The organism is Streptomyces sp. NPDC048604, from assembly GCF_043199435.1.
Lineage (GTDB): Bacteria > Actinomycetota > Actinomycetes > Streptomycetales > Streptomycetaceae > Streptomyces.
Map to the genome: position 1 here is coordinate 696745 of NZ_JBICVX010000001.1, position 25410 is coordinate 722154.

The following is a 25410-nucleotide window of genomic DNA, read 5'->3' on the forward strand; positions in this document are numbered from 1 at the left end:
TTCAGCCCTTCTTCAGGAGCAGCCGGGCCTCGCCGACCGTGAACACGGAGCCCGTCACGAGCACGCCCGCGCCCCCGAACTCGCCCTCCTCCTCCGCCAGGGTGATCGCGGCCTCGATCGCGTCGTCGAGCCGCGGCTCGACCACCACCCGCTCGTCGCCGAAGACCTCCACGGCGATCGCCGCGAGCGCGTCGGCGTCCATGGCACGGTGCGTGGAGTTCGAGGTGACCACGATCTCCGCGAACAGCGGCTCGAAGGCCTCCAGCAGGCCGCGCACGTCCTTCTCGGCGCTGGTGGCGACCACGCCGATCAGCCGGGAGAAGCCGAAGGACTCGGAGACGCCGTCGGCCGTCGCCGCCGCGCCGGCCGGGTTGTGCGCCGCGTCCAGGATCACCGTCGGGGACTTGCGGACCACTTCGAGACGGCCCGGCGAGGCCACCGAGGCGAAGGCCCGGCGGACCGTGTCCAGGTCCAGCGTGCGGGAGTGCTGTGCGCCGATCCCGAAGAACGCCTCCACGGCGGCCAGGGCGACCGCCGCGTTGTGCGCCTGGTGCGCGCCGTACAGCGGCAGGAACAGCTCCTCGTACTCGCCGCCGAGGCCGCGCAGGGTCAGCAGCTGGCCGCCGACCGCGACCTCGCGGGAGACGATGCCGAACTCCATGCCCTCCCGGGCCACCGTGGCGTCCACCTCGACGGCCTTCTTCAGCAGCACCTGAGCCGCGTCGACCGGCTGCTGGGCCAGGATGACCGTGGCGTCCTGCTTGATCACGCCGGACTTCTCGCCGGCGATCTCGCCGGGCGTGGTGCCCAGCCGGTCGGTGTGGTCCAGCGAGATGGGGGTGACCACGGCCACCGAGCCGTCGATCACGTTGGTGGCGTCCCACGTGCCGCCCATGCCGACCTCGACCACGGCGACGTCGACCGGCGCGTCCGCGAAGGCCGCGTACGCCATGGCGGTGAGCACCTCGAAGAACGAGAGCCGGTACTCCTGCTGGGCGTCGACCAGCTCCACGTACGGCTTGACGTCCTGGTACGTCTCGATGAACCGCTCGGCGGAGACCGGCCCGCCGTCCAGGCTGATCCGCTCGGTGATCGACTGGACGTGCGGCGAGGTGTAGCGGCCGGTGCGCAGGTCGAAGGCGGCGAGCAGGGCCTCGATCATGCGGGCGGTGGACGTCTTGCCGTTGGTGCCGGTGATGTGGATCGAGGGGTACGCGCGCTGCGGCTCGCCCAGCACGTCCATCAGGGCCGCGATCCGCTGGACCGACGGGTCCAGCTTGGTCTCGCCCCAGCGGGTCGCCAGCTCGTTCTCCACCTCGCGCAGCGCCTGGTCGACCGCGGGGTCGGCGGGGCGGGCGGGCACGGCGTCTGCCTGCGGATGACCGGCCTGGGCGCGCAGGGTGCGGCTGCCGGCCTCGATCACCGCCAGGTCGGGGTCTCGGTCGGTCTCGGCGTCGACGATCTCATCGAAGTCGTCGAACTCGTCGCGGGGCTGCTCACTCACGGAGCCAAGTCTACGGAGGAGGGCCGACAGCGCCGTGGACGCACCCCTTTCGGGATGTTCGCCGCATCCCCGGCGGAACGCCAGAGGGGTCGGAACCGTATGGTTCCGACCCCTCTCACCTGTGCTTACGCCTGGGGCAGCCGCTCCAGCTGCGCCTGGATCCGGGCGATGTCCTCGTCCGCCTTGGCGAGGCGGGTGCGGATCTTGTCGACCACGTTGTCCGGGGCCTTGGCCAGGAAGGCCTCGTTGCCCAGCTTCCCCTGCGCCTGCGCCTTCTCCTTCTCGGCGGCGGCCAGGTCCTTCGCGAGGCGCTTGCGCTCGGCGGCCACGTCGATCGTGCCCGACAGGTCGAGCGCGACCTCCGCGCCGGCCACCGGCAGGGTGGCGGTGGCGGCGAAGCCCTCGGCCTCCGGCTGGAGGCGGAGGATCTGGCGGATGGCGGCCTCGTGCGCGGCGAGCGCGGTGCCGTCGAGGGTGAGGCGGGCCGGCACCTTCTGGGCGTCCTGGAGGCCCTGCTCCTTACGGAAGCGGCGGACCTCGGTGATGACCCGCTGGACCAGCGCGATCTCCCGCTCGGCGGCCTCGTCGCGGAAGCCCGAGTCCTTCGGCCAGTCGGCGATCACGACGGACTCGCCGCCGGTCAGCGTGGTCCACAGCGTCTCGGTGACGAAGGGGACCACCGGGTGCAGCAGGCGGAGCATGACATCGAGGACCTCGCCGAGGACCCGGCCGGAGACCCGGGCGCCCTCGCCGCCGGCGAAGAAGGTCGTCTTCGACAGCTCGACGTACCAGTCGAAGACCTCGTCCCACGCGAAGTGGTAGAGGGCCTCGGACAGCTTCGAGAACTGGTAGTCGTCGTAGAACGCGTCGACCTCGGCGACCGTCTTGTTCAGCCGCGACAGGATCCAGCGGTCCGTGGCGGACATCTGGTCGGGGGCCGGCAGCTCGCCCTCGATCGTCGCGCCGTTCATCAGCGCGAAGCGCGTGGCGTTCCAGATCTTGTTGGCGAACTTGCTGGAGGCCTGGACCCAGTCCTCGCCGATCGGGACGTCGACGCCCGGGTTGGCGCCGCGGGCCAGGGTGAAACGGACGGCGTCGGAGCCGTAGGCGTCCATCCAGTCCAGCGGGTTGACCACGTTGCCGAAGGACTTCGACATCTTCTTGCCGTTCTGGTCACGGACCATGCCGTGCAGGGCGATGGTGTGGAACGGCGGGGTGCCGTCCATCGCGTAGAGGCCGAACATCATCATCCGGGCGACCCAGAAGAAGAGGATGTCGTAGCCGGTGACCAGGACGGAGTTCGGATAGAACTTCTCGAGGCTCTTGGTCTGCTCGGGCCAGCCCAGCGTGGAGAACGGCCACAGGCCGGACGAGAACCAGGTGTCGAGGACGTCGGTGTCCTGGTGCCAGCCCTCGCCGCTCGGAGGCTGCTCGTCGGGTCCGACGCAGACGACCTCGCCGTTCGGGCCGTACCAGACGGGGATGCGGTGGCCCCACCACAGCTGGCGCGAGATGCACCAGTCGTGCAGGTTGTCGACCCAGTCGAAGTACCGCTTCTCCATCTCCTGCGGGTGGATCGTGACCCTGCCGTCGCGGACGGCGTCGCCGGCGGCCTGGGCCAGCGGGCCGACCTTGACCCACCACTGCATCGACAGCCGCGGCTCGATGGTGGTCTTGCAGCGCGAGCAGTGGCCGACGGAGTGGGTGTACGGGCGCTTCTCGGCGACGATCCGGCCCTCGGCGCGCAGCGCGCCGACGATGGCGGAGCGGGCCTCCAGGCGGTCCAGGCCCTGGAAGGGGCCGTGGGCGGTGATGATGGCGCGCTCGTCCATGACCGCGAGGCTCGGCAGGCCGTGCCGCTGGCCGATCTCGAAGTCGTTCGGGTCGTGCGCCGGGGTCACCTTGACGGCGCCGGTGCCGAACTCGGGGTCGACGTGCGTGTCGGCGACGACCGGGATGCGGCGGCCGGTCAGCGGCAGCTCGATCTCGGTGCCGACCAGGTGCCTGTACCGCTCGTCGTCCGGGTGGACGGCGACGGCGGTGTCGCCGAGCATCGTCTCGGCGCGGGTGGTGGCGACGACGATCTCCGTGTCGCCGGAGCCGTACCGGATGGAGACGAGCTCGCCGTCGTCGTCCTGGTACTCGACCTCGATGTCCGAGATCGCCGTGAGACAGCGCGGGCACCAGTTGATGATGCGCTCGGCGCGGTAGATCAGCTCGTCGTCGTAGAGCTTCTTGAAGATGGTCTGGACGGCCTGCGACAGGCCCTCGTCCATGGTGAAGCGCTCGCGGGACCAGTCGACGCCGTCGCCCAGGCGCTTCATCTGGCCGGAGATCTGGCCGCCGGACTCGGCCTTCCACTGCCAGACGCGCTCGACGAACGCCTCACGGCCCAGGTCGTGGCGGGACTTGCCCTCCTTGGCGAGCTCGCGCTCGACGACGTTCTGGGTGGCGATGCCGGCGTGGTCCATGCCCGGCTGCCACAGCGTCTCGTAGCCCTGCATCCGCTTGCGGCGGGTGAGGGCGTCGATCAGCGTGTGCTCGAAGGCGTGGCCCAGGTGGAGCGAGCCGGTGACGTTCGGCGGGGGGATGACGATGGTGTACGGCGGCTTCCCACTGTCGGCGTCCGCCTCGAAGTAACCGCGCTCCACCCAGCGCTGATACAGCTTCCCCTCTACCTCGGCCGGTGCGTACTGGGTCGGCAGTTCGGTGGGGGTGGCGGCTGCGGGCTGCTGCTGAGCGTTTTCGGTCACGGGGCCAGTCTAGGAGTCTCCCGGGGCGGCCCCGAAACGAGATGGTTCGGTAACGGTGTACCCCCCACCGCCCCTGCGGGGCAGCGGTTCCGCCAGGATGTTCGCTACGCATAAACATCCTGTGAGGGGAAGCCCTTAATGAGCTACAACCAGCCGGGACCGTACGGTGGTCCGCCGCAGCAGCCCGGGCCGTACGGCCAGCCCGGTCCCTACGGCCAGCCGCCGCAGGCCCCCCAGCCCGGCTACGGGTATCCGCCGCAGGCGCCTCAGCCCGGGTACGGCTACCCGCAGCCCGGGGTGCCGCCGCAGGCTCCGTACGGCCAGCCCGGCCCCTACGGGCAGCCCCAGCAGCCCAGCCCCTACGGCCAGCAGCCGCAGTACGGCCAGGGCGGCCCCGGTTACCCGCCGCCCGCGCCGAAGAAGCGCTCCGGCGCGATCGTCGCCGTGGTCGCGGTGGTCGCGGCGCTCGGCGTCGGCGCGTACTTCGTGTTCGGCCGCGGCGGCGGTGGCGGCATCGGCGGCGGCGGTGTGAGCGACGACACCAAGGGCTACAAGATCGCCGCCCCGGCGACCGTCGGCGAGTACAAGAAGAACGAGGGCGGAAACGACAAGTCGGGGCCGCTGACCGGGGAGCAGAAGACGCGGGCCGAGGCCTTCGGCATCCTCAACCCCTCGCAGACCGTCGCGCAGTACCACAACGGCCAGCCGATGAAGGGCAAGCAGCTCACGTTCAGCGGGCTCTGGGGCGAGATCGCCGACCCCGAGAAGGCGCTGGACACCTACTTCGCGAGCATCGGCAAGAACAGCTCCAGCCTGGAGGCCGGTCTCAAGATCGAGCCGATCGGCAGCCCGGAGACGGTGGAGCCGGCCGGTTTCGAGGGCGCGCTCATGAAGTGCCAGATGGTCAAGATGACCAGCTCCGGTCCCACCAAGCCGGGTGAACCGAGCGAGCTGCAGGCCCCCACCTGCGCCTGGGCGGACTACTCGACGCTCGGCGCGGCCAATGTCCTCGACCTGGCCGGCGCGGTGACCGGTCAGACCGTGGCGCAGTCCGAGGTGGCCGACCTCACCGCGAAGCTGTACGCGACGGCCCGCACCAAGGGCTGATCCGCGAGCCCGACGCAGAGGGGCGCCCGGCCGGTTGGAGTTCCGGCCGGGCGCCCCTTGCGCTCGGATCCCGTGCGGTTACGCGCTCTTCTCGTGGCGGCCGTCGTTCTTGACGATCCGCGGCACCAGCGTCGGGTTGACGTTGTTGTGGACGACGTCGGCGGTGATGACCACGCGGGCCACGTCCTTGCGGGACGGGACCTCGTACATCACCGACATCAGGACCTCTTCCATGATGGCCCGCAGGCCGCGCGCGCCGGTGCCGCGCAGGATCGCCTGGTCGGCGATGGCCTCGAGCGCCGGGCGGTCGAAGTCCAGCTCCACGCCGTCGAGTTCGAACAGCCGCTGGTACTGCTTGACCAGCGCGTTGCGCGGCTCGACGAGGATCTTCAGCAGGGCCTCGCGGTCGAGGTTGTGGACGCTCGTGATGACGGGCAGACGGCCGATGAACTCGGGGATCATGCCGAACTTCACCAGGTCCTCGGGCATGACCTCCTGGAACTGGTCGCTCGCCTCGATCTCGCGCTTGGAGCGGATGGTCGCCCCGAAGCCGATGCCCTTGGCGCCCGCCCGCGACTCGATGATCTTCTCCAGGCCGGCGAAGGCGCCGCCCACGATGAAGAGCACGTTCGTCGTGTCGATCTGGATGAACTCCTGGTGCGGGTGCTTCCGTCCGCCCTGCGGCGGCACGGAGGCGGTGGTGCCCTCCAGGATCTTCAGCAGGGCCTGCTGGACGCCCTCGCCCGACACGTCGCGGGTGATGGAAGGGTTTTCACTCTTCCGCGCGACCTTGTCGATCTCGTCGATGTAGATGATCCCGGTCTCGGCCTTCTTGACGTCGTAGTCGGCCGCCTGGATCAGCTTGAGCAGGATGTTCTCGACGTCCTCGCCGACATAGCCCGCCTCCGTCAGCGCCGTCGCGTCGGCGATGGCGAACGGGACGTTGAGCATGCGCGCGAGCGTCTGGGCCAGCAGCGTCTTGCCGGAGCCCGTGGGGCCCAGCAACAGGATGTTGGACTTGGCCAGTTCGATGGCGTCGTCCCGGCCCTGCGCGCCGCCGTTCTCGCCGGCCTGGACGCGCTTGTAGTGGTTGTACACCGCGACGGAGAGGGCCTTCTTCGCGGGCTCCTGCCCGACGACGTACCCCTCCAGGAACTCGTAGATCTCGCGGGGCTTGGGGAGTTCCTCCCACCGCACCTCGCTCGTCTCGGCGAGCTCTTCCTCGATGATCTCGTTGCAGAGGTCGATGCACTCGTCGCAGATGTACACACCGGGGCCTGCGATGAGCTTCTTCACCTGCTTCTGGCTCTTTCCACAGAACGAGCACTTGAGCAGGTCGCCGCCATCACCGATGCGTGCCACGAGGTGCTTCCCCTTCGCCTGGGAGCGGCTTGGTTCAGCCGACTCCTGGTGCCTCATATCCGACGGTACCTTGCCGGGCCCCCCGTTCGGGCCCCCCTTGGCACGGTTCACATCGAAGCGGGTGCTCCGGGCGGACCGTGCCAGGGGAAGGTCGAGCGTCAGGCTGCCGAGGCGGCCGTGCTCTTGCGGGTCGAGACGATCTGGTCGATCAGGCCGTACGCGAGCGCGTCCTCGGCCGTCAGGATCTTGTCACGCTCGATGTCGTCGCGGATCTTCTCGATCGGCGTCGAGGAGTGCTTCGCCAGCATCTCCTCCAGCTGGCTGCGCATCCGCAGGATCTCGTTGGCCGCGATCTCCAGGTCGGAGAGCTGCTCACGGCCGGTGCCGCCGGAGGGCTGGTGGATCAGCACACGGGCGTTCGGCAGGGCCATCCGCTTGCCGGGGGTGCCGGCGGCGAGCAGCACGGCCGCGGCGGAGGCCGCCTGGCCCATGCAGACCGTCTGGATGTCGGGCTTCACGAACTGCATCGTGTCGTAGATGGCCGTGAGCGCCGTGAAGGAGCCGCCGGGGCTGTTGATGTAGATCGAGATGTCCCGGTCCGGGTCCATCGACTCCAGGCACAGCAGCTGCGCCATGACGTCGTTGGCGGAGGCGTCGTCGATCTGCACGCCGAGGAAGATCACGCGCTCCTCGAAGAGCTTCGCGTACGGGTCGTACTCGCGCACGCCCTGCGAGGTGCGCTCGACGAAGCGGGGGACGACGTACCGGTTGTCCATCGGCGCGCCGGTGTGGAGACCGCTCGGGGAGAGGTTGTTCTGCATCTGGATGTTCACCGTCCTGGTGGCGTTCGGCGGGGGCTGGGGCTCTTCAGCGGCCGGGCTCAGGCGCCCGTGCCGCCGCCGCCGGGAACGCCCGCGGCGTGGGTGATGATGTCGTCGATGAGGCCGTACTCCTTGGCCTCGTCCGCGGTGAACCAGCGGTCGCGGTCGCCGTCGCGGATGATCGTCTCGACGGTCTGGCCGGAGTGGAGCGCGGTGATCTCGGCCATGCGCTTCTTCGTCCGCAGGAGGTACTCGGCCTGGATCTTGATGTCCGAGGCCGTGCCGCCGATGCCGGCGGAGCCCTGGTGCATCAGGACGTCGGTGTTCGGCAGGGCGAAGCGCTTGCCCGCGGCGCCGCCGGTGAGCAGGAACTGGCCCATCGAGGCCGCCATGCCCATACCGATGGTGACGACGTCGTTCGGGATGTACTGCATGGTGTCGTAGATGGCCATGCCGGCCGTCACGGAGCCACCGGGGCTGTTGATGTAGAGGTAGATGTCCTTCTGCGGGTCGGCCGCCAGGAGGAGCATCTGCGCGGTGATCTTGTTGGCGATCTCGTCGTCGACCTGCTGGCCGAGGAAGATGATCCGCTCGCCGAGCAGCCGGTTGTAGACATGGTCGCCGAGGCCACCACCGATGGACGGCTCACCCGCGGCGTAAGGCATCAGATTCGTCACGTATCCACCTGCTCGTCTCCGACGGCCACGTGCCGTCTCAGCGTCTCGTTCGGAGGGCGCTGCCCTCGTATTCATGGACCCTAACGCCCAGGTAGGACAACGCCATCCCGGTTCCCGAACTGTTCGCTCGGAGCGCAAGCTGTCAAGGCCCGTTTGGGAACGGGGAAGGGGCCCGGACGCACACGCGTCCGGGCCCCTTCCCTGCGGGCTTACTTGACCTCGGCCTCGGCGTCGGCGTCGACGGCGGCCTCGACGACCTCGGCGGCCTCCTCGACCTCGTCCTCGTCCTCGGAGAGGTCCACGACCTCGCCCTTGGTGTCGACGACCTTGGCAGCCTCGACGACGACCGCGAGGGCCTTGCCGCGGGCGACCTCGCCGACCAGCATCTGGACCTGGCCGCCCTCGACGACGGCCTGGGCGAACTGGTCGGGGCTCATGCCGGAGGAGGCGGCGCGGCGCAGCAGGTGCTCGGTGAGCTCCTCCTGGCTGACGCTGAGCTTCTCCTTGGCGACCAGCTCGTCGAGGATGAACTGGGTCTTGATGCCCTTCTTGGCCTGCGCCTCGGTCTCCGCCTGGAACTCCTCGGCGGTCTTGCCCTGGAGCTCCAGGAACTTGTCGAGGCTGAGGCCCATCTGGCCGAGCTGGTGGTGCTCGAGGTTGTGCTTGCGGGTGTTGATCTCGTCCTCGAGCAGCTTCTCCGGCATCGGGACGTCGACCAGCTCGATGAGGGCGTCGAGGACGCGCTCCTGGGCCTGGGTGGCCTGCTCGAACTGCTTCTGGTTCTCGAGGCGCGTACGGGCGTCGGCCTTCAGCTCGTCGAGGGTGTCGAACTCGGAGGCGAGCTGGGCGAAGTCGTCGTCCAGCGCGGGGACCTCACGGGCGGCGACGGCGGTGACCTTGACGGTGACCTCGGCGTCCTTGCCCTCGGCGGAGCCGCCCTTCAGCTGCGAGGTGAAGGTGGCCTCGCCGCCGGCCTCCAGGCCGGTGACGGCCTCGTCGATGCCGTCGAGGAGCTCGCCGGAGCCGATGGTGTACGAGACGCCCTCGGCGACGCCGTCGGGCAGCACCTCGCCGTCGACCTTGGCCTCGAGGTCGATCGTGACGACGTCGCCCTCGGCGGCGGCGCGCTCGACCGGGGAGGTGGAGGCGAAGCGCTCGCGGAGCTGCTCGACCGACTTCTCGATGTCCTCGTCGGTGACCTCGACGGAGTCGACGGTGATCTCGATGCCGGAGTAGTCCGGGATCTCGATGGTCGGGCGGATGTCCACCTCGGCGGTGAAGGCCAGCAGCTCGCCGTCCTTCAGCTCGGTGATGTCGACCTCGGGCTGGCCCAGGGGCGTGACCTCGGCCCCGTTCACGGCCTCGGTGTAGAACTTCGGGAGCGCGTCGTTGACGGCCTCCTCCAGCACGGCGCCGCGACCGAACCGCTGGTCGATCACACGAGCCGGGATCTTGCCCTTACGGAAGCCCTTGACCGTGACCTGCTGGTTGATCTTCTTGTACGCCGCGTCGAGGCTGTCCTTGAGCTCCTCGAAGGGCACCTCGACAGTGAGCCGAACCCGGGTCGGGTTCAGGGTCTCCACGGCGCTCTTCACGGTTCGGTCTCCTTGGTGGCTGATTCTCGGATGTGGCGGGCTCCGCTCGGCGGCGGTTCCTGCCGGTCGGCCCGGTCAGAAAGACACACGGGCGCGTAGCCTGCATAGTAACCGCAAGCCCGATGCGCCCCACAACGCGATCTTGTGCGCACGCCTCGTACGGCGGGCGGTCGCGGGGCGATCCCGGGAGATCCGGCTGGTCGGGGTGGCGGGATTTGAACCCACGGCCTTCCGCTCCCAAAGCGGACGCGCTACCAAGCTGCGCCACACCCCGTCGGTGCGACACGTAGGGTACATGCCCGGGGACGCTGCGACGCCCCGTGGGAAAGGGGCGTGCGGGGGCGCTGCCGGACCCGCTAGGATGCTCCACGTGCCGCGGCCCTCGTGACCTGCGGCGCGATGCTTGCGGGCGTAGCTCAATGGTAGAGCCCTAGTCTTCCAAACTAGCTACGCGGGTTCGATTCCCGTCGCCCGCTCTCCTTGGCTCAGGGCCAGGCCGGAGGTTCGTCCTCCGGCCTGGCCCTGAGGCGTTTGCGGTGGCCGGTCCGGCCCGCGGCACGACAATGGGCTTAGGCATTGTTCCCGCCGGATCGGAGACGGCGATGAAGGACCTCAAGTTCGAGCAGAAGACCTCTCTGTCCCGCCTGGAGGCCGCCGACCAGCTCACCGCGCTCGCGGCCGCGCTGCGGGAGGGCGGGGAGACGGACGTCGAGCTCGGTCCGGTGACGCTGACCATGCGGATCCCCGACGAACTGCGCAGCGAGTTCGAGGTCGAGGTGGGCGACGGCGAGATCGAGCTGGAGATCGAGTTCAAGTGGCCGATCGCGACGGCGGAGGCGGCGCCTTCCGCCCCGGCCGCCCCGTCCGGCCGGCGCCGGCCGGCGAAGCGGGGCGCCGCCAAGAAGTCCTGACGTGCACCACTGAATTCCCGGGCACGCACGACTGCGAGGGCCTGGGCCGGTCCGCCGGCTCAGGCCCTCCGTCCCGGGCGGACCGGGCGGGGCGGGCGCCCTAGAACTTGATCGAGTTGATCGTCATCGCTATCGAGTCGAGGAAGCGCTGGATGTCGTCTGCCATGCCCGTCGAGGCCAGGAAGAAGCCGAAGAGGGCGGCGACGACCGCGGGGCCCGCTTTGAGGGAACCGCCCCTGATCAGGACCACCAAGACGATGCCCAAGAGAAGCACCACAGACAGTGAAAGGACCACAACTGATCACACCCCTGGTCGGTCCGCCTAGCCGGCCGGGGGACACACGACTCAGGCGCCCCCGCTCCCCCCATCGTGCCACCAACACCGGCCGGTTGGTTCCCCGGTGACGAATCGTCGGCGTACGGATCGGGCCACTTCGGCGACATCTGGGCGTCCCGGCCCCGGAATTAGGCTTGATCGCTCCGATCGAGGCCGAGAAGCGCGCGCATGCGGGCGTACTTCTCGGTCAGCCGCAGACGGGTCGGGGCGTCGAGGACGGCGAGCCGGTCCGGGTCGGCGTTGTGCGCCAGGTCCGACTCCTTGACCAGGAGCGCGCCGGGGACCGCCAGGACCCGCTGCGCGTACGACTCCGGGGTCTCCCCCGGGCGTTTGGTGAGGGCGAGGACCATGTCCTTGACCTGCCGGGGCAGGGGGAGGTCCCCGAGCTGCTCCGCGGTGAGCCCGTGGTCCTCGACGGAGTCGTGCAGCCAGGCCGCGGCGATCTGCTCGTCGCTGCCGCCCCGGGCGCGCACGCCCTCGGCGACCGCCCGCAGGTGCTCGGCGTACGGGCGTCCCGCCTTGTCGGTCTGGCCCTCGTGGGCCGCGCGGGCCAGGGCCTCGATCTCGGTGAGCGTCATCGGGGTCATCACGTCACACCCCCCGGGTGATCAGGAGGAGTGCGCGGTCGTCGTTGACGTCCTTCGCGCAGGCCTCGATGAGGTGCCAGGCCGCGCCCTCGAAGCCGGACGCGACATAGCGGTCGGCCTCGCCGGTGAGCCGGTCGATGCCCTCGGCGATGTCGCGGTCGGCGGCCTCCACAAGGCCATCGGTGAACAGCATCAGCACGTCGCCGGGCCGCAGCGAGCCCTTGACCGGGTGGAACTCGGCCCCGTCGTACACGCCGAGCAGCGGGCCCTCGGCGGCCTTCTCCTCCCAGCGACCGCTGCCCGCGTGCAGCTGGAGCGCGGGCAGGTGTCCGGCGGACAGCAGCTCGTAGTCGCCGGACTCCAGGTCGAGGACGAGATGGACGGAGGTCGCGAAGCCCTCGTCCCAGTCCTGGCGCAGCAGATAGCCGTTGGCGGCGGGCAGGAAGCCGTGCGGGGGCAGCGAGCCGAGCAGTCCGCCGAACGCGCCGGACAGCAGCAGGGCGCGGGAGCCCGCGTCCATGCCCTTGCCGGAGACGTCGGTGAGCAGCACCTCCAGGGTGCGGCCGCCGTTGGTGCGGGCGGCGACGACGAAGTCGCCGGAGAAGGACTGGCCGCCGGCCGGGCGGAGCGCCATCTCGTGGTGCCAGCCCTGCGGCAGCCGGGGCAGCGCGCTCTGCACGCGGATGCGTTCGCGCAGGTCGAAGAGCATGGTGCCGCCGCGCCGCCAGGGCACGCCGACCCGCGCCCGGAACTGGGCGAGCAGCAGTCCGAACAGTCCGCAGGCGGCGACCACGAGGACCGTGCCGGGCGTGACCGCGGCCGGGGTCCGCGGGTACGGGCCGAGCACCAGCGACTCGACGATCAGCGCGCCGGCGGCGGCCGCGTACAGGCCCAGCAGGCTGGCGGGGCGCAGCAGCAGCCCGCCGGCGACGATCGGCAGCACCAGGGCGGCGGGCGCGCACCAGGTGGGGTCGAGCAGCGTGCCGCAGGTGATCGCGGGGATCATCAGCAGCAGCGCGGCCATCGCCACCCAGTCGGAGCCCTCGCCCCGGAAGTAGTCGACCCCGGACTTGCGCAGGCCGACGCGGGCCCGGTGTGCGCTCTTGCGCAGCCGGGCCGCATAGGTATCCACTCCCGCGCGACTTCTCATTGGCCTGGACCCTATCCACCCGATCGGCGCTCGTGCAGGGGGACCCCTCAGACATTGCGCAGGAAATCGGGTCGCCGGGGGTGTGCGGGCGCTGATATCGATGGCATATGACGACGGAACTGCGGGTGCTCGACCCGGCCGAGTGGGACGACTGGTACGCGAATCTGGAGCTCGCGTTCGGCGGGGTGACCGAGTCTCCCGAGGAGCGCGCGCTCTGGCGGGAGCTGACCGAGTACGACCGGTTCATCGGGGTCTGGGACGGTGAGCGGGCGGTCGGCACCGCGGGCGCGTTCTCGTTCCGGCTGTCGGTGCCGGGCGGAACGGTCGTCCCGGCGGCGGGCGTGACGATGGTGAGCGTGGCCGCCACGCACCGGCGGCGCGGGATCCTCACCTCGATGATGCGGCGTCAGCTCGACGACGTACGGGCCTGGGGCGAGCCGCTGGCCGTGCTGACCGCCTCGGAACCGGAGATCTACGGACGCTTCGGCTACGGCGTCGGCGCGTACACGACCCGCGCGACGATCGACACCACCCGGGTGCGGCTGACCGTGCCCGAGGGCGCCGACGACGTGACTCTGCGGCAGAGCGACCCGGCGAAGGCCGCGGCGGCCTGCGAGGCCGTGTACGCGCGGCTCGTCCCCGGACGGCCGGGCCTGCTGGCCCGCCGGCCCGGCTGGGAGCGGCTGCCGTTCCTCGACCCGCCGGGCGAGCGGGGCGGGTCCTCGCCGCTGCAGTGCGTGCTCGCGGAGCGGGGCGGGGAGGTCGTCGGGTACGCCCGGTACACGATCAAGCCCGAGTGGAGCTTCGCCGGGGCGAACGGTTCGGTGACCCTGCGGGACCTGGGGGCGCTGGACCCGGCGGCCGAGGCGGCGCTGTGGCGGTTCCTCTGCTCGATCGACCTGACGTCGTCGGTGAAGATCCACAGCCGGCCGGTCGACGACGCGTGGCAGCACCTGGTCAGCGACATCCGGCGCTGCGAGCCGGCGCAGCGGGACGCCCTGCATGTGCGGCTGGTGGACGTGGGGGCAGCGCTGTCGCTGCGGGCGTATCAGGCGCCGGTGGACGTGGTGTTCGAGGTCGCGGACGCGTTCTGTCCCTGGAACGAGGGACGGTGGCGGCTCACCGTTGACGCGAGCGGGGCGGTGCGCTGTGTCCGCACGGAGGACGGCGCGGATCTCGCGCTGTCGGTGCGGGAGTTGGGGGCGGCGTATCTGGGGGGCGTGTCGTTGACGGCGCTGGCTGCCGCCGGGCGGGTGCGGGAGCTTCGGCCGGGGGCGTTGACGGAAGCGGCCGTCTCGTTCGGGTGGCCTGTTGCACCGTGGCTGCCGCACGGGTTCTAGGCGCGGCGCCCACAACCGGTCAGCAGGCCCGTTGGCAGCCTGGGCACCAGAAGAGGTTTCTTGCTGCCAGGTCTGCCGTGCGGATCTCCGTGCCGCAGATGTGGCACGGCTGCGTCGCGCGGCGGTAGACGTAGACCTCGCCGCCGTGGTCGTCGACCCGGGGCGGGCGGCCCATGGCCTCGGGGGTGTGCTCGGGGCGGACGGTGTCGATGCGGTTCAGGCGGACGCCTTCGGCCATGAGCATCACCAGGTCCGCCCAGATCGCGTCCCAGGCGCGGCGGGTGAGGTCCCTGCCCGGGCGGTACGGGTCGATGCCGTGGCGGAAGAGGACCTCGGCGCGGTAGACGTTGCCCACGCCCGCGATGACCTTCTGGTCCATCAGCAGGGCGGCGATGGTGGTGCGGGAGCGGCTGATCCGGTGCCAGGCGCGGTCGGCGTCGTCGTCCGCGCGCAGCGGGTCCGGGCCCAGCCGCGCGTGTATCGCGTGCTTCTCCGCGTCCGTGATCAGCGTGCAGGTCGTCGGGCCGCGCAGGTCCATGTACGAATCGGGGCCGGCGAGCCGCAGCCGCACCGTGTCGGTGGGCGGCGGCGCGGGGGCGTCGCCGAAGTTCACCTTGCCGAAGAGGCCGAGGTGGATGTGGACCCAGCCCAGCGCGGGGAAGCCGAGGAAGAGGTGCTTGCCGTGGGCGTCGGCCTCCTCCAGGACGCCGCCGTCGAGCAGCGCCGCCGAGTCGGCGAACTTGCCCTGCGGGCTGGTCACCCGCACGGACCGGCCGCCGAACCGTTCCCGGTGGTCGGCGGCCAGTCGGTGGATGGTGTGCCCTTCGGGCATCAGGCGGTCGGCTCCTGGGGGTGGTGGGCCGGGATCGCGGGCATGACGCCCTCGGTCTCGTACGCCGACAGCATCTCGATGCGGCGGGTGTGGCGCTCGTCACCCGAGTAGGGGGTGCTGAGGAAGATCTCGACGAACTTGGTCGCCTCTTCCTCGGAGTGCATGCGGGCGCCGACGGCGACCACGTTCGCGTTGTTGTGCTCGCGGCCCAGCGCGGCGGTCTGCTCGCTCCAGGCGAGGGCGGCGCGGACCCCCTTCACCTTGTTCGCGGCGATCTGCTCGCCGTTGCCGGAACCGCCGATGACGATGCCCAGGCTGTCCGCGTCCGCGGCCGTCTTCTCGGCGGCGCGCAGGCAGAACGGCGGGTAGTCGTCCTGGGCGTCGTAGATGTGGGGACCGCAGTCGACGGCCTCGTGGCCATGGGCCTTGAGCCACTCGACGAGGTGGTTCTTGAGTTCGTAGCCGGCATGGTCGGAGCCGAGGTAGACGCGCATGTTCCGAGTGTGGCACGGCGGGACCGGGGTAGCGGTCAGCGGGGTCGGACGGTCCGCGACCGGTCCGCGACCGGTCCGCGGCCCCCCGCTCGGGCGACGTGATTCCGGTAACGATCCGGAATCAGACCTTCCGCTATCGCCCGACCTCGGTGTTCCATTCTCGGGCTCGCGATCCGAGCCCTCCCCTCATGCAAGGAAAGCGTTAATGAACTCGCAGCCGACCCTCACGAAGGAAGGCGGGAACACCGGAGCCACCGGCGATTCCCAGCCTACCGACGGTCTCAAGGCCGGTCTCAAGAACCGCCACCTCTCGATGATCGCCATCGGCGGCGTCATCGGCGCCGGACTCTTCGGCGGCTCCGCGGCCGGCATCAAGGCCGCAGGCCCCGGCATCCTGCTCTCCTACGCGCTCGTCGGCGCGATGGTCGTCTTCGTCATGCGGATGCTCGGCGAGATGTCCGTGGCCAACCCGACCTCCGGCTCCTTCTCGGCCCACGCCGACCGGGCCCTGGGTCGCTGGGCGGGCTTCTCGATCGGCTGGCTGTACTGGTTCTTCTGGGTCGTGGTGCTCGCCGTCGAGGCGACCATGGGCGCGGACATCCTCAACGGCTGGCTCCCGGCCGTCCCGCAGTGGGCCTGGGCCCTCATCGTGATGGTCGTGCTGACCGCCACCAACCTCGGCTCGGTCGCCTCCTACGGCGAGTTCGAGTTCTGGTTCGCCGGCATCAAGGTCGTCGCCATCGCCGCCTTCATCGTGATCGGCGGGCTCGCGATCTTCGGCGTGCTGCCCGGCGCGGACACCTCGGCCGCGGGCCTGAGCAACCTGACCGAGCACGGCGGCTTCCTGCCCAACGGCTACGGCGCGATCCTCACCGGCATCCTGATGGTCGTCTTCTCCTTCATGGGCAGCGAGATCGTCACCCTGGCCGCCGGCGAGTCCTCGGACCCGCGGCGCGCCGTCGCCAAGGCCACCAACAGCGTGATCTGGCGCGTCGGCATCTTCTACCTGGGCTCGATCCTGGTCGTGGTCTCGCTGCTGCCGTGGAACGACCCGTCGCTGCAGAAGGACGGCTCGTACGTCGCGGCGCTCAACTCGATCGGCATCCCGCACGCCGGCCAGATCATGAACGTGATCATCCTGACCGCCGTGCTGTCCTGCCTGAACTCCGGCCTCTACACGGCCTCCCGCATGGCCTACTCGCTGGGCCGCCGCGGTGACGCGCCGAAGGCCTTCGCCAAGACCAACGCGAAGGGCGTGCCGCAGGCCGCGATCATCGGCTCGGTGATCTTCGGCTTCGTCGCCGTCTTCTTCAACTACAAGTGGCCCGACACCGTGTTCGCCTTCCTGCTGAACGCGTCCGGCGCCATCGCGCTCTTCGTCTGGCTGGTCATCTGCTTCTCGCAGCTGCGCATGCGCAAGATCATCCTGCGCGAGGCCCCGGAGAAGCTGGTCGTGAAGATGTGGCTCTTCCCGTACCTGACCTGGGCGACCATCGCCATGATCGTCTTCGTCCTGGGCTTCATGCTCTACGACGGCGGCTCGGCGCGTGAGCAGGTCGTCCTGTCGCTGCTCGTGGCCGGCCTGGTCGTGGCGATCGCCCTGGTGCGCGACCGCCTCGGCAAGAACGCGGAGCCGGTCACCGAGGACTGATCAGGTAACGCCGGAAGGCTCTCCGCGCCCAGGGAAACCCCTGCGGCACGGAGAGCCTTTCCATGTCCGGGCGACGATCCGGGCCTCGGTCAGCCCTCGCGGCCGCCGAGCAGCTTCCAGGCCGCGGGCAGCAGGCCCATGGCCAGCGCGGCCTTGAGCGCGTCGCCGATCAGGAACGGGACGAGGCCCTGCGCGACCGCCTCGGAGAGCGACATGCCGGTGGCCAGGGCCAGGTACGGCACGCCGACCGCGTAGACGACCGCGGAGCCGAGCGCCATCGCGCCGGCCGTGCGCAGCACGGAGCGGTCCGCGCCGCGGCGGGCCAGGGCGCCGACGACGGTGGCGGCCAGCATCATGCCGAGGACGTAGCCGAGGGACGGCATCGAGGTGCCCGAGGCGCCCTCGGCGAACCACGGCACGCCCGCCATGCCGGCGACGGCGTACAGGCCGAGGGAGAGGAAGCCGAGGCGGGCGCCGAAGGCGGTGCCGACGAGCAGGGCGGCGAAGGTCTGGCCGGAGACCGGGACCGGCGAGCCGGGGACCGGCACGGAGAGCTGGGCGGCCAGGCCGGTGAGCGCGGCGCCGCCGAGGACCAGCACGGCGTCGCGGGTGCGGCCGAGCGAAGCCGAGAGCTTGGGGGACGGGAGCAGGTCGGCGAGGACCTGGCCGGGGCGGAGGGAACGGGCGGGGGCGGCGGCGGTGCTCATCGGTACTCCGCGGGGTGAGGGGTCGGGCGGGCCCGACCGACCGTAGTCGAGGGGTGAGCGTCCGATCACCGTCTGCCGCCGACAAAGCGGCAGTTGAGGGCTTCGTGGAGTTCAGACAAAGGCTCTCGATCATGCCGCGCACCACGTGACGCTCGTCACGTGGAACTCCCGCCAGGAGGTCCATTTTGCGCCAGGGGCGGTCCAACGGAGAGACTGTGGGGTCTCCATAAACGCCGAGAGCCCCGAGAGCACGAGCCGCCTTCATGCACGACGCCCCGCCGCCCACCCTGGCCGCCGAACCCGAGCCGCTCTCACACGGGCTGAAACAGCGTCATCTGACGATGCTGGGTCTCGGCGGGGTGATCGGGGCGGGCCTGTTCGTGGGCTCGGGCGCGGGCATCGCGGTCGCGGGGCCCGGGATCGTGCTCTCGTACCTGATCGCGGGCGCGCTGGCGATGCTGGTGATGCGGATGCTCGGCGAGATGTCGGCGGCCATGCCGGCGTCCGGCGCGTTCTCCGTGCACGCGGAGCGGGCGCTGGGCCGCTGGGCCGGGTTCTCGGTGGGCTGGCTGTACTGGTTCCTGCTGGTCGTGGTCCTCGCGGTGGAGGCGACGGGCGCGGCGCGGATCGCCCACGGCTGGGCGCCGGGGGTGCCGCAGTGGGCCTGGGTGCTGATCTTCATGCTGGTGTTCACCGGGGCCAATCTGGCGGCGGTGAAGAACTTCGGCGAGTTCGAGTTCTGGTTCGCGGCGCTCAAGGTCGGCGCGATCGTGCTGTTCCTCGGCCTGGGGACCCTGGCGATCCTGGGCGTGCTGCCCGACACCGATCCGGTGGGCCTGACGAACCTGACCGGTCAGGGCGGTTTCCTGCCGAACGGCTGGGAGGGCGTGGTCTCCGGCGTGCTCGCGGTGGTGTTCGCGTTCGGCGGTCTGGAGGTCGTCACGATCGCGGCGGCCGAGTCGGAGGACCCGGCGCGCAACGTGGCCCGCGCGGTGCGCAGCGCGGTCTGGCGCATCCTCTTCTTCTATGTCGGCTCGATGCTGGTGATCGTGACCCTGCTGCCGTGGACGTCGATGAAGCCGGGCGAGTCGCCGTACGTGGCCGTGCTCGACGCCATCGGGATCCCGGCGGCCGGGCAGCTGATGAACGTGGTGGTGTTCGTGGCGCTGCTGTCGGCGCTCAACGCCAATCTCTACGGCTCCTCGCGGATGATCTTCTCGCTGGCCGAGCGCCGGGAGGCCCCGAAGGGGCTGCTGCGGATCTCGCCGGTGGGGGTCCCCCCGCTCGAGCGAAGCCGAGAGTGGGGGAGCGTGCCGCGCCGGGCGGTGCTCGCGTCGGTGGCGTTCGGCTTCGTCTCGGTCCTGCTCAATCTGCGGTGGCCGGACACCGTCTTCCTCTATCTCCTCAACTCCGTGGGCGCGGTGCTGCTCTTCGTCTGGGCTCTGATCGCGGTCTCGCAGCTGAAGCTGCGCCGCCGGATCGAGCGGGAGGCGCCGGAGAAGCTGACCCTGAGGATGTGGGGCTTCCCGTGGCTGAGCTGGACGGCCCTGGCCGCGATCGGCGCCGTCCTTGTCCTGATGCTGACCGACGACGACGCGCGCCCGCAGGTGCTGTGGTCGGCCGCGGCGACCGGCGCGGTGCTGCTGACGGCGGGCGTACGGGAGTGGCGCGAGCGGCGACGCTGAGCGACCGGGCGCGGCCGCGCGGGCTGCGGAGGGAACGGGTCCGGATTACCGGGGCGTACGAAATGAAACGGGATCTTCACTTTGTGTGAACCCGGTGCCCGTATAGCGGACACCCGTTCCCTGTGAGCGGTGCAGCTGCCCAGACTGTGCCGGTCCCCGCGTCTCAACCTCCGAACAGGGCAGGCCCATGTCCCGGACCACCGCGCCCGCGCCCGTCGACCGCAAGGACGACGGGACGACGGTTCTCTCCCACGGCCTCAAGCAGCGCCACCTCTCGATGATCGCCCTCGGCGGCGTCATCGGCGCCGGCCTCTTCGTCGGCTCCGGCGCCGGCATCGCAGCCGCCGGCCCCTCCATCGTCCTCGCGTACACGCTCTCCGGCCTGCTGGTCATGCTGGTGATGCGCATGCTCGGCGAGATGTCGGCGGCGTACCCGTCCTCCGGCTCGTTCTCCTCGCACGCCGAGCGCGCCTTCGGCTCCTGGGCCGGATTCACCGCAGGCTGGTCGTTCTGGGTGCTGCTCAGCGTCGCCGTGGGCCTGGAGGGCATCGGTGCGGCGAAGATCGTCACCGGCTGGCTGCCCGGCACCCCCGAGTGGGCCTGGGTCGCCCTCTTCATGCTGATCTTCTGCGGCGCCAACCTGGCGGCGGTGAAGAACTTCGGCGAGTTCGAGTTCTGGTTCGCCGCCCTGAAGGTCGGCGCGATCACGCTCTTCCTCGGCCTCGGCGTGCTCGCCGTCCTGGGCATGCTGCCCGGCACCGAGTCCCCCGGCACGTCCCACCTGTTCGGCGCGGGCGGCCTGCTGCCGAACGGCAGTGAGGGCCTGGTCATCGGTCTGCTGGCCTCGGTGTTCTCGTACGGCGGCATGGAGACCGTGACCATCGCCGCCGCCGAGTCGGAGAACCCGGTCAAGGGCGTCGCGAGCGCCGTGCGCACCGCGATGTGGCGCATCGCGCTGTTCTACATCGGCTCGATGGCCGTGATCGTGACCCTCGTCCCGTGGAACGACAAGGCCGTCACGGAGAAGGGCCCGTACGTCGCCGCCCTCGACCAGCTGGGCATCCCGGCCGCCGGCCAGATCATGAACGTCGTCGTGCTGGTCGCCCTGCTGTCCGCGATGAACGCCAACATCTACGGCTCCTCGCGCATCGCCTTCTCGCTGGTCCAGCGCGGCCTCGGCCCGAAGGTGCTGGGCAAGGTCTCCGGCGGCGTGCCGCGCCTGGCCGTGCTCGCGTCCTGCTTCTTCGGCTTCGTCTGCGTGGGCCTGAACTACTGGTCCCCCGAGACGATCTTCCCGTGGCTGCTGAACATGATCGGCGGCGTGATCCTGGTCGTCTGGATCTTCATCGCCGCCTCGCAGCTGGTGCTGCGCCGCCGCCTGGAGCGTGAGGCGCCCGAGAAGCTGGTCGTGCGGATGTGGGCCTTCCCGGCGCTGACCTGGGTGGCGCTGGCCGGCATGGCGGTCATCTTCTTCCTGATGGCCCGCGAGGAGGGCACCCGTATCCAGCTGTACGCGACGGGCGCGATGACCCTGGTCCTCGCCGCCGTCGGCCTCGCCCGGCAGAAGCTGGGCGCGAAGCGCCAGGACGCCTGACCCTCCTGCGCCTCAGCGCGAAGAACCCCCGGACCGCCGCCCGCGGTCCGGGGGTTCTTCGCGTTCCGCCCGCACTCCGTGATCTTCTTGCTGGTAGCCTGCACTTGCATAGGATGTGCAATAAGAGGACGGGAAGGTCCGGCATGGCGATCTACACGCTTCCTGAGCTGCCGTACGACTACGCGGCGCTGGAGCCGGTGATCAATCCGCAGATCATCGAGCTGCACCACGACAAGCACCACGCGGCGTATGTGAAGGGCGCGAACGACACCCTGGAGCAGCTGGAGGAGGCCCGCGACAAGGAGCAGTGGGGCTCGATCAACGGCCTGGAGAAGAACCTGGCCTTCCACCTCTCCGGCCACATCCTCCACTCCATTTACTGGAACAACATGAACAGCCCGAAGGACGGGGGCGGCGGCGAGCCGCTGGCCGCCGACGGGGTCGGCGACCTCGCCGACGCGATCACCGAGTCCTTCGGCTCCTTCGCCAAGTTCAAGGCCCAGCTGACCAAGGCCTCCGCGACCACCCAGGGCTCCGGCTGGGGCGTGCTCGCGTACGAGCCGATCAGCGGCCGGCTGATCGTCGAGCAGGTCTACGACCACCAGGGCAACGTGGGCCAGGGCTCCGTCCCGGTCCTGGTCTTCGACGCCTGGGAGCACGCCTTCTACCTGCAGTACAAGAACCAGAAGGTGGACTTCATCGAGGCCATGTGGCAGGTCGTCAACTGGCAGGACGTGAGCAAGCGGTACCAGGCCGCCAAGTCGTCCGTCCCGCTGATCTCGATCTGACCCGCGCCACCCCGTCGTCCTGCTCGTGATCGTCTTCTCAACCTTCACCGGGCAGGCGGATGAAAGAAGAACCCCCGCGCCGACAGGAGACGCGGGGGTTCTTCCGTACCCGGGGAGCGGCGGTCACTCGAAGCTCGGGGCCGCCGTCCGGGTGCGCTTGATCTCGTAGAAGCCGGGCGTCGACGCCACGAGCAGCGTGCCGTCCCACAGCCGCGCCGCGGCCTCGCCGCGCGGGGTCGGGGTGACGACCGGGCCGAAGAACGCGACCTCGTCGCCGTCCGCGCCGGGCACGGCTATGACCGGGGTGCCGACGTCCTGGCCGACCTTGTCGATGCCCTCCTTGTGGGAGGCGCGCAGCTGCGCGTCGTACACGTCCCGGTCCGCGTAGTCGGCGAGCGAGGCGGGCAGGCCGACGTCCGCAAGGGCGGCGACGACGGTCTCCTTCGTGGGGGCCTCGCCCTTGTTGTGGAAACGGGTGCCGAGCGCCGTGTAGAGCTTGCCGACGTACTCGTCGCCGTGCAGCTCCCGGGCCGCGATCACGACACGGACCGGGCCCCAGGCGGTGGCGAGCATCTCGCGGTACCGCTCCGGCAGCTCGTCCAGCTTGTCCTCGTTGAGGACCGCCAGGCTCATCACCTTCCACCGCACGTCGACCGGGCGGACCTTCTCCACCTCCAGCATCCAGCGGGAGGTCATCCAGGCCCAGGGGCACAGAGGGTCGAACCAGAAGTCGGCGGTGGTCCTGCTCTCGGACATGTCACTCCTCATCGATGATGCACGGGCCTCCGGGCCAACGCCGTCGTCCGACGCCGACATTCCCGGAGTGTCCGGGGTCAGCCGCACATGGCAGGATCCTGCTGTTCAACGAGCCACAAAGGAGTGACCGTGCCCGGAGAGAATCTGTCCCGCGACGAGGCCCGCGAGCGGGCGGGACTGGTGTCAGTCGACGGGTACGAGGTCGCCCTCGACCTGCGCTCGGCGGTCGGCGAGTCCGACCGGGAGGTACGCACCTTCCGGTCGCTGACCACGATCCGCTTCCGGCGCACCGGGACGGGCGACGCGACCTTCGTCGACCTGATCGCCCCGTCCGTCACCTCCGTGACCCTCAACGGGCGGGAGCTGGACCCGGCGGCCGTCTTCGACGGGTCCCGGATCGCGCTGGACGGCCTCCAGGACGAGAACGTGCTGGTGGTGGACGCCCAGTGCGCGTACAGCCGCACCGGCGAGGGCATGCACCGCTTCGTCGACCCGGAGGACGGCGAGGTCTACCTCTACACCCAGTACGAGCCGGCCGACGCCCGCCGGGTGTACGCGAACTTCGAGCAGCCCGACCTGAAGGCCCCGTACCGCTTCGAGGTGACCGCGCCGGAGGCCTGGACGGTCTGGTCGAACGGGGCGGGCGAGCAGGGCGCCGACAGGGTGTGGCGGTTCGCGGAGACCGCGCCGATCTCCACGTACATCACTTGCGTGGTCGCCGGGCCGTACCACTACGTCACCGACACCTACCGGCGCGGGGACCTCGAGATCCCGCTCGGCGCGATGTGCCGCAAGGGCCTCGCGAAGCACTTCGACGCGGACGACGTCTTCCTGATCACCAAGCAGGGCTTCGACTTCTTCCACGACAACTTCGACTACCCGTACCCCTTCGGGAAGTACGACCAGGCCTTTGTCCCCGAGTACAACCTCGGCGCGATGGAGAACCCGGGCATGGTCACCTTCCGCGAGGAGTACGTGTACCGCGGCAAGGTCACGCAGGCCGCGTACGAGCGCCGGGCCAACACGATCCTGCACGAGATGGCCCACATGTGGTTCGGCGACCTGGTCACCATGGTGTGGTGGGACGACCTGTGGCTGAAGGAGTCCTTCGCGGACTTCATGGGCTCGTTCTCACTGGCCGAGGCCACCCGCTTCACCAACAGCTGGGTCACCTTCGCCAACAACCGCAAGGCCTGGGCGTACCGCGCCGACCAGCTGCCGTCCACGCACCCGATCACGGCGGACATCCGCGATCTGGAGGACGCCAAGCTGAACTTCGACGGCATCACGTACGCCAAGGGCGCGGCGGTGCTGAAGCAGCTGGTCGCGTACGCGGGCCGGGAGGCGTTCCTGGAGGGCGCGCGGCGCTACTTCAAGCGGCACGCGTACGGCAACACGGCCCTGGCCGACCTGCTGACCGTCCTGGAGGAGACCTCCGGCCGGGACCTGAGGGCCTGGGCGAAGTCCTGGCTGCAGACCTCCGGCGTCAACGCGCTGACCCCGGCCGTCACCTACGACGCCGAGGGCCGGATCACCGAGCTCGCCGTCCTCCAGGACGGCGAGGAGCTGCGCCCGCACCGGGCCGCCGTGGGCCTGTACCGGCTGTCGCCCGAGGGCCGGCTGGTGCGGTACGCGCGGGCCGAGGCGGACGTCACCGGGCCGCGCACGGCGATCGCCGAACTGGCCGGCCAGGACCGGCCCGACCTGGTGCTGGTCAACGACGACGACCTCACGTACTGCAAGATCCGCTTCGACGAGGGCTCGCTGGCCACGCTGCGGGCGCACCTCGGCGACCTCACCGACCCCCTCGCCCGCGCGCTGTGCTGGTCGGCGCTGTGGAACATGACGCGGGACGGGCTGATGCCGGCCCGGGACTTCGTCGCGATCGCGCTGGACTTCGCCGGCCGCGAGACCGACATCGGCGTGCTGCAGATGGTGCACGCCTGGGCCCAGTCGGCGGTCACCCACTATGCGGCCCCCTCGTGGCGCGCGGAGGGCGGGCGGCTGCTCGCCGAGGGCGGGCTGCGCGAGCTGAGGCTCGCCGAGCCGGGCAGCGAGCAGCAGCTGACGTGGGCGCGCTTCTTCGCTGCGACCGCCTCCTCGGACGCCGACTTCCAGCTCCTGGAGGGGCTGCTCGACGGCACCGCGAAGATCGACGGCCTGAGCGTGGACCAGGAGCTGCGCTGGGCGCTGCTCGGCCCGCTGGCCGCGCACGGCCGCGCGGACGAGGCACGGATCGCGGCGGAGCTCGCCCGCGACGACACCGCGACCGGCAAGCGGCACTCGGTGCGCTGCCTGGCCTCGCGGCCCTCGGAGGCGGTCAAGGCACAGGCGTGGGCGGCGGTCGTGGAGTCCGAACGGCTGTCGAACGCGCTGGTGGAGGCGACCATCGCCGGGTTCGTGCAGCCCTCGCAGCGGGCGCTGATCGCCCCGTACGCGCCGAAGTACTTCGAGGCGATCGAGCGGGTCTGGGCCGAGCGGTCGATCCAGATCGGCATGCACGTGGTCCGCGGGTTGTTCCCGGGGCTGCAGGACTCCCCGCAGACCCTGGCGGCGACGGACGCCTGGCTCGCCGGGCACGCGGACGCCGCCCCGGCGCTGCGCCGGCTGGTCCTGGAGGCCCGGGACGATCTGGCGCGGGCGCTGCGGGCACAGGAGTGCGACGCCGCGGCGGGCTGAGCGGTACGGCGGAGGGCGCGGCGTCACTCGAACGGCGGCGCGCCCTTCGGTCGTCGAACGCGCGTACTTTAGGACGGCGT

General features: G+C 70.5%; 21 protein-coding genes and 2 tRNA genes. 9 read left to right on the plus strand and 14 right to left on the minus strand.

Translation table 11 applies throughout. The features are described from left to right. Position 1: 1 nt before the first annotated feature. Together ACGFMM_RS03330 and ACGFMM_RS03335 are read right to left on the minus strand one after the other, a co-directional pair. Complete coding sequence (locus ACGFMM_RS03330; protein WP_393642623.1) at positions 2-1504, minus strand: bifunctional folylpolyglutamate synthase/dihydrofolate synthase; 1503 nt, start codon at positions 1502-1504, stop codon at positions 2-4. A 125-nt stretch (positions 1505-1629) separates the two neighbouring features. Further along, a complete protein-coding gene (locus ACGFMM_RS03335) occupies positions 1630-4257 on the minus strand; it encodes a valine--tRNA ligase (protein ID WP_393642625.1) in 2628 nt (875 codons plus the stop codon). Positions 4258-4395: 138 nt separating this feature from the next. Between ACGFMM_RS03335 and ACGFMM_RS03340 the strand changes: the two genes are divergently transcribed. Next, positions 4396-5364 (plus strand): hypothetical protein, encoded by a 969-nt coding sequence (locus ACGFMM_RS03340; protein WP_393642627.1) that lies wholly within the window; start codon positions 4396-4398, stop codon positions 5362-5364. Positions 5365-5442: 78 nt separating this feature from the next. Here ACGFMM_RS03340 and clpX read toward each other — a convergent pair whose 3' ends face one another. From clpX to ACGFMM_RS03365, 5 genes are all read right to left on the minus strand, one after another. Then, entirely contained in the window at positions 5443-6726 is a 1284-nt protein-coding gene (gene clpX / locus ACGFMM_RS03345) for an ATP-dependent Clp protease ATP-binding subunit ClpX (RefSeq protein WP_318106826.1), read from the minus strand. Positions 6727-6884: 158 nt separating this feature from the next. Beyond that, positions 6885-7547: an ATP-dependent Clp protease proteolytic subunit gene (locus ACGFMM_RS03350; protein WP_393642628.1), complete on the minus strand. Its 663-nt coding sequence runs from the start codon at positions 7545-7547 to the stop codon at positions 6885-6887. A 59-nt stretch (positions 7548-7606) separates the two neighbouring features. After that, positions 7607-8212: an ATP-dependent Clp protease proteolytic subunit gene (locus tag ACGFMM_RS03355; RefSeq protein WP_393642807.1), complete on the minus strand. Its 606-nt coding sequence runs from the start codon at positions 8210-8212 to the stop codon at positions 7607-7609. Between the two features lie 221 nt (positions 8213-8433). Continuing rightward, entirely contained in the window at positions 8434-9819 is a 1386-nt protein-coding gene (tig, locus tag ACGFMM_RS03360) for a trigger factor (RefSeq protein ID WP_393642630.1), read from the minus strand. Between the two features lie 197 nt (positions 9820-10016). Beyond that, positions 10017-10093 (minus strand) — tRNA-Pro (locus ACGFMM_RS03365). A gap of 131 nt (positions 10094-10224) precedes the next feature. Here ACGFMM_RS03365 and ACGFMM_RS03370 point away from each other — a divergent pair. Next, positions 10225-10295 (plus strand) — tRNA-Gly (locus ACGFMM_RS03370). Positions 10296-10421: 126 nt separating this feature from the next. After that, entirely contained in the window at positions 10422-10730 is a 309-nt protein-coding gene (locus ACGFMM_RS03375; RefSeq protein WP_393642632.1) for an amphi-Trp domain-containing protein, read from the plus strand. A gap of 100 nt (positions 10731-10830) precedes the next feature. Here the strand turns inward: ACGFMM_RS03375 and ACGFMM_RS03380 are convergent, their stop codons facing one another. The 3 genes from ACGFMM_RS03380 to ACGFMM_RS03390 all read right to left on the minus strand — a co-directional run bounded on the left by ACGFMM_RS03380 (position 10831) and on the right by ACGFMM_RS03390 (position 12804). Then, the gene (locus ACGFMM_RS03380; RefSeq protein WP_393642633.1) at positions 10831-11025 is read right to left on the minus strand and encodes a hypothetical protein; all 195 of its coding nucleotides are present in this window, start codon (positions 11023-11025) and stop codon (positions 10831-10833) included. A gap of 170 nt (positions 11026-11195) precedes the next feature. After that, the gene (locus ACGFMM_RS03385; RefSeq protein ID WP_393642635.1) at positions 11196-11654 is read right to left on the minus strand and encodes an HD domain-containing protein; all 459 of its coding nucleotides are present in this window, start codon (positions 11652-11654) and stop codon (positions 11196-11198) included. 4 nt (positions 11655-11658) lie between these two features. Then, positions 11659-12804 (minus strand): PP2C family protein-serine/threonine phosphatase, encoded by a 1146-nt coding sequence (locus tag ACGFMM_RS03390; protein WP_393642636.1) that lies wholly within the window; start codon positions 12802-12804, stop codon positions 11659-11661. Between the two features lie 107 nt (positions 12805-12911). Here ACGFMM_RS03390 and ACGFMM_RS03395 point away from each other — a divergent pair, with 107 nt between their 5' ends. Further along, on the plus strand, positions 12912-14144 hold the full coding sequence (locus ACGFMM_RS03395; RefSeq protein ID WP_393642638.1) for a GNAT family N-acetyltransferase: 1233 nt from the start codon (positions 12912-12914) through the stop codon (positions 14142-14144). Positions 14145-14163: 19 nt separating this feature from the next. Here ACGFMM_RS03395 and ACGFMM_RS03400 read toward each other — a convergent pair whose 3' ends face one another. Beyond that, positions 14164-14976: an Fpg/Nei family DNA glycosylase gene (locus tag ACGFMM_RS03400; protein ID WP_393642640.1), complete on the minus strand. Its 813-nt coding sequence runs from the start codon at positions 14974-14976 to the stop codon at positions 14164-14166. After that, positions 14976-15470, minus strand: coding sequence for a ribose-5-phosphate isomerase (locus ACGFMM_RS03405; protein WP_393642642.1), 495 nt, complete (start codon positions 15468-15470; stop codon positions 14976-14978). Before ACGFMM_RS03405 ends, ACGFMM_RS03400 begins: the two co-directional genes overlap by 1 nt. 205 nt (positions 15471-15675) lie before the next feature. On the opposite strand from ACGFMM_RS03405, the gene ACGFMM_RS03410 reads away from it, so the two are divergent. Further along, positions 15676-17121, plus strand: a complete 1446-nt coding sequence (locus tag ACGFMM_RS03410; RefSeq protein WP_393642644.1) for an amino acid permease — start codon at positions 15676-15678, stop codon at positions 17119-17121. 89 nt (positions 17122-17210) lie between these two features. Here the strand turns inward: ACGFMM_RS03410 and ACGFMM_RS03415 are convergent, their stop codons facing one another. Further along, positions 17211-17828 (minus strand): biotin transporter BioY, encoded by a 618-nt coding sequence (locus ACGFMM_RS03415; protein ID WP_393642646.1) that lies wholly within the window; start codon positions 17826-17828, stop codon positions 17211-17213. Positions 17829-18091: 263 nt separating this feature from the next. Here ACGFMM_RS03415 and ACGFMM_RS03420 point away from each other — a divergent pair, with 263 nt between their 5' ends. The 3 genes from ACGFMM_RS03420 to ACGFMM_RS03430 all read left to right on the plus strand — a co-directional run bounded on the left by ACGFMM_RS03420 (position 18092) and on the right by ACGFMM_RS03430 (position 21895). Beyond that, the gene (locus ACGFMM_RS03420) at positions 18092-19513 is read left to right on the plus strand and encodes an amino acid permease (RefSeq protein WP_393642648.1); all 1422 of its coding nucleotides are present in this window, start codon (positions 18092-18094) and stop codon (positions 19511-19513) included. A 187-nt stretch (positions 19514-19700) separates the two neighbouring features. Further along, a complete protein-coding gene (locus ACGFMM_RS03425; RefSeq protein WP_393642650.1) occupies positions 19701-21107 on the plus strand; it encodes an amino acid permease in 1407 nt (468 codons plus the stop codon). Positions 21108-21250: 143 nt separating this feature from the next. After that, positions 21251-21895, plus strand: coding sequence for a superoxide dismutase (locus ACGFMM_RS03430; protein WP_393642652.1), 645 nt, complete (start codon positions 21251-21253; stop codon positions 21893-21895). Between the two features lie 123 nt (positions 21896-22018). Here the strand turns inward: ACGFMM_RS03430 and ACGFMM_RS03435 are convergent, their stop codons facing one another. After that, positions 22019-22651, minus strand: a complete 633-nt coding sequence (locus ACGFMM_RS03435) for a DsbA family protein (protein WP_393642654.1) — start codon at positions 22649-22651, stop codon at positions 22019-22021. 129 nt (positions 22652-22780) lie between these two features. Here ACGFMM_RS03435 and pepN point away from each other — a divergent pair, with 129 nt between their 5' ends. After that, on the plus strand, positions 22781-25330 hold the full coding sequence (gene pepN, locus ACGFMM_RS03440) for an aminopeptidase N (protein WP_393642655.1): 2550 nt from the start codon (positions 22781-22783) through the stop codon (positions 25328-25330). The last annotated feature ends 80 nt before the right edge of the window (positions 25331-25410 follow it).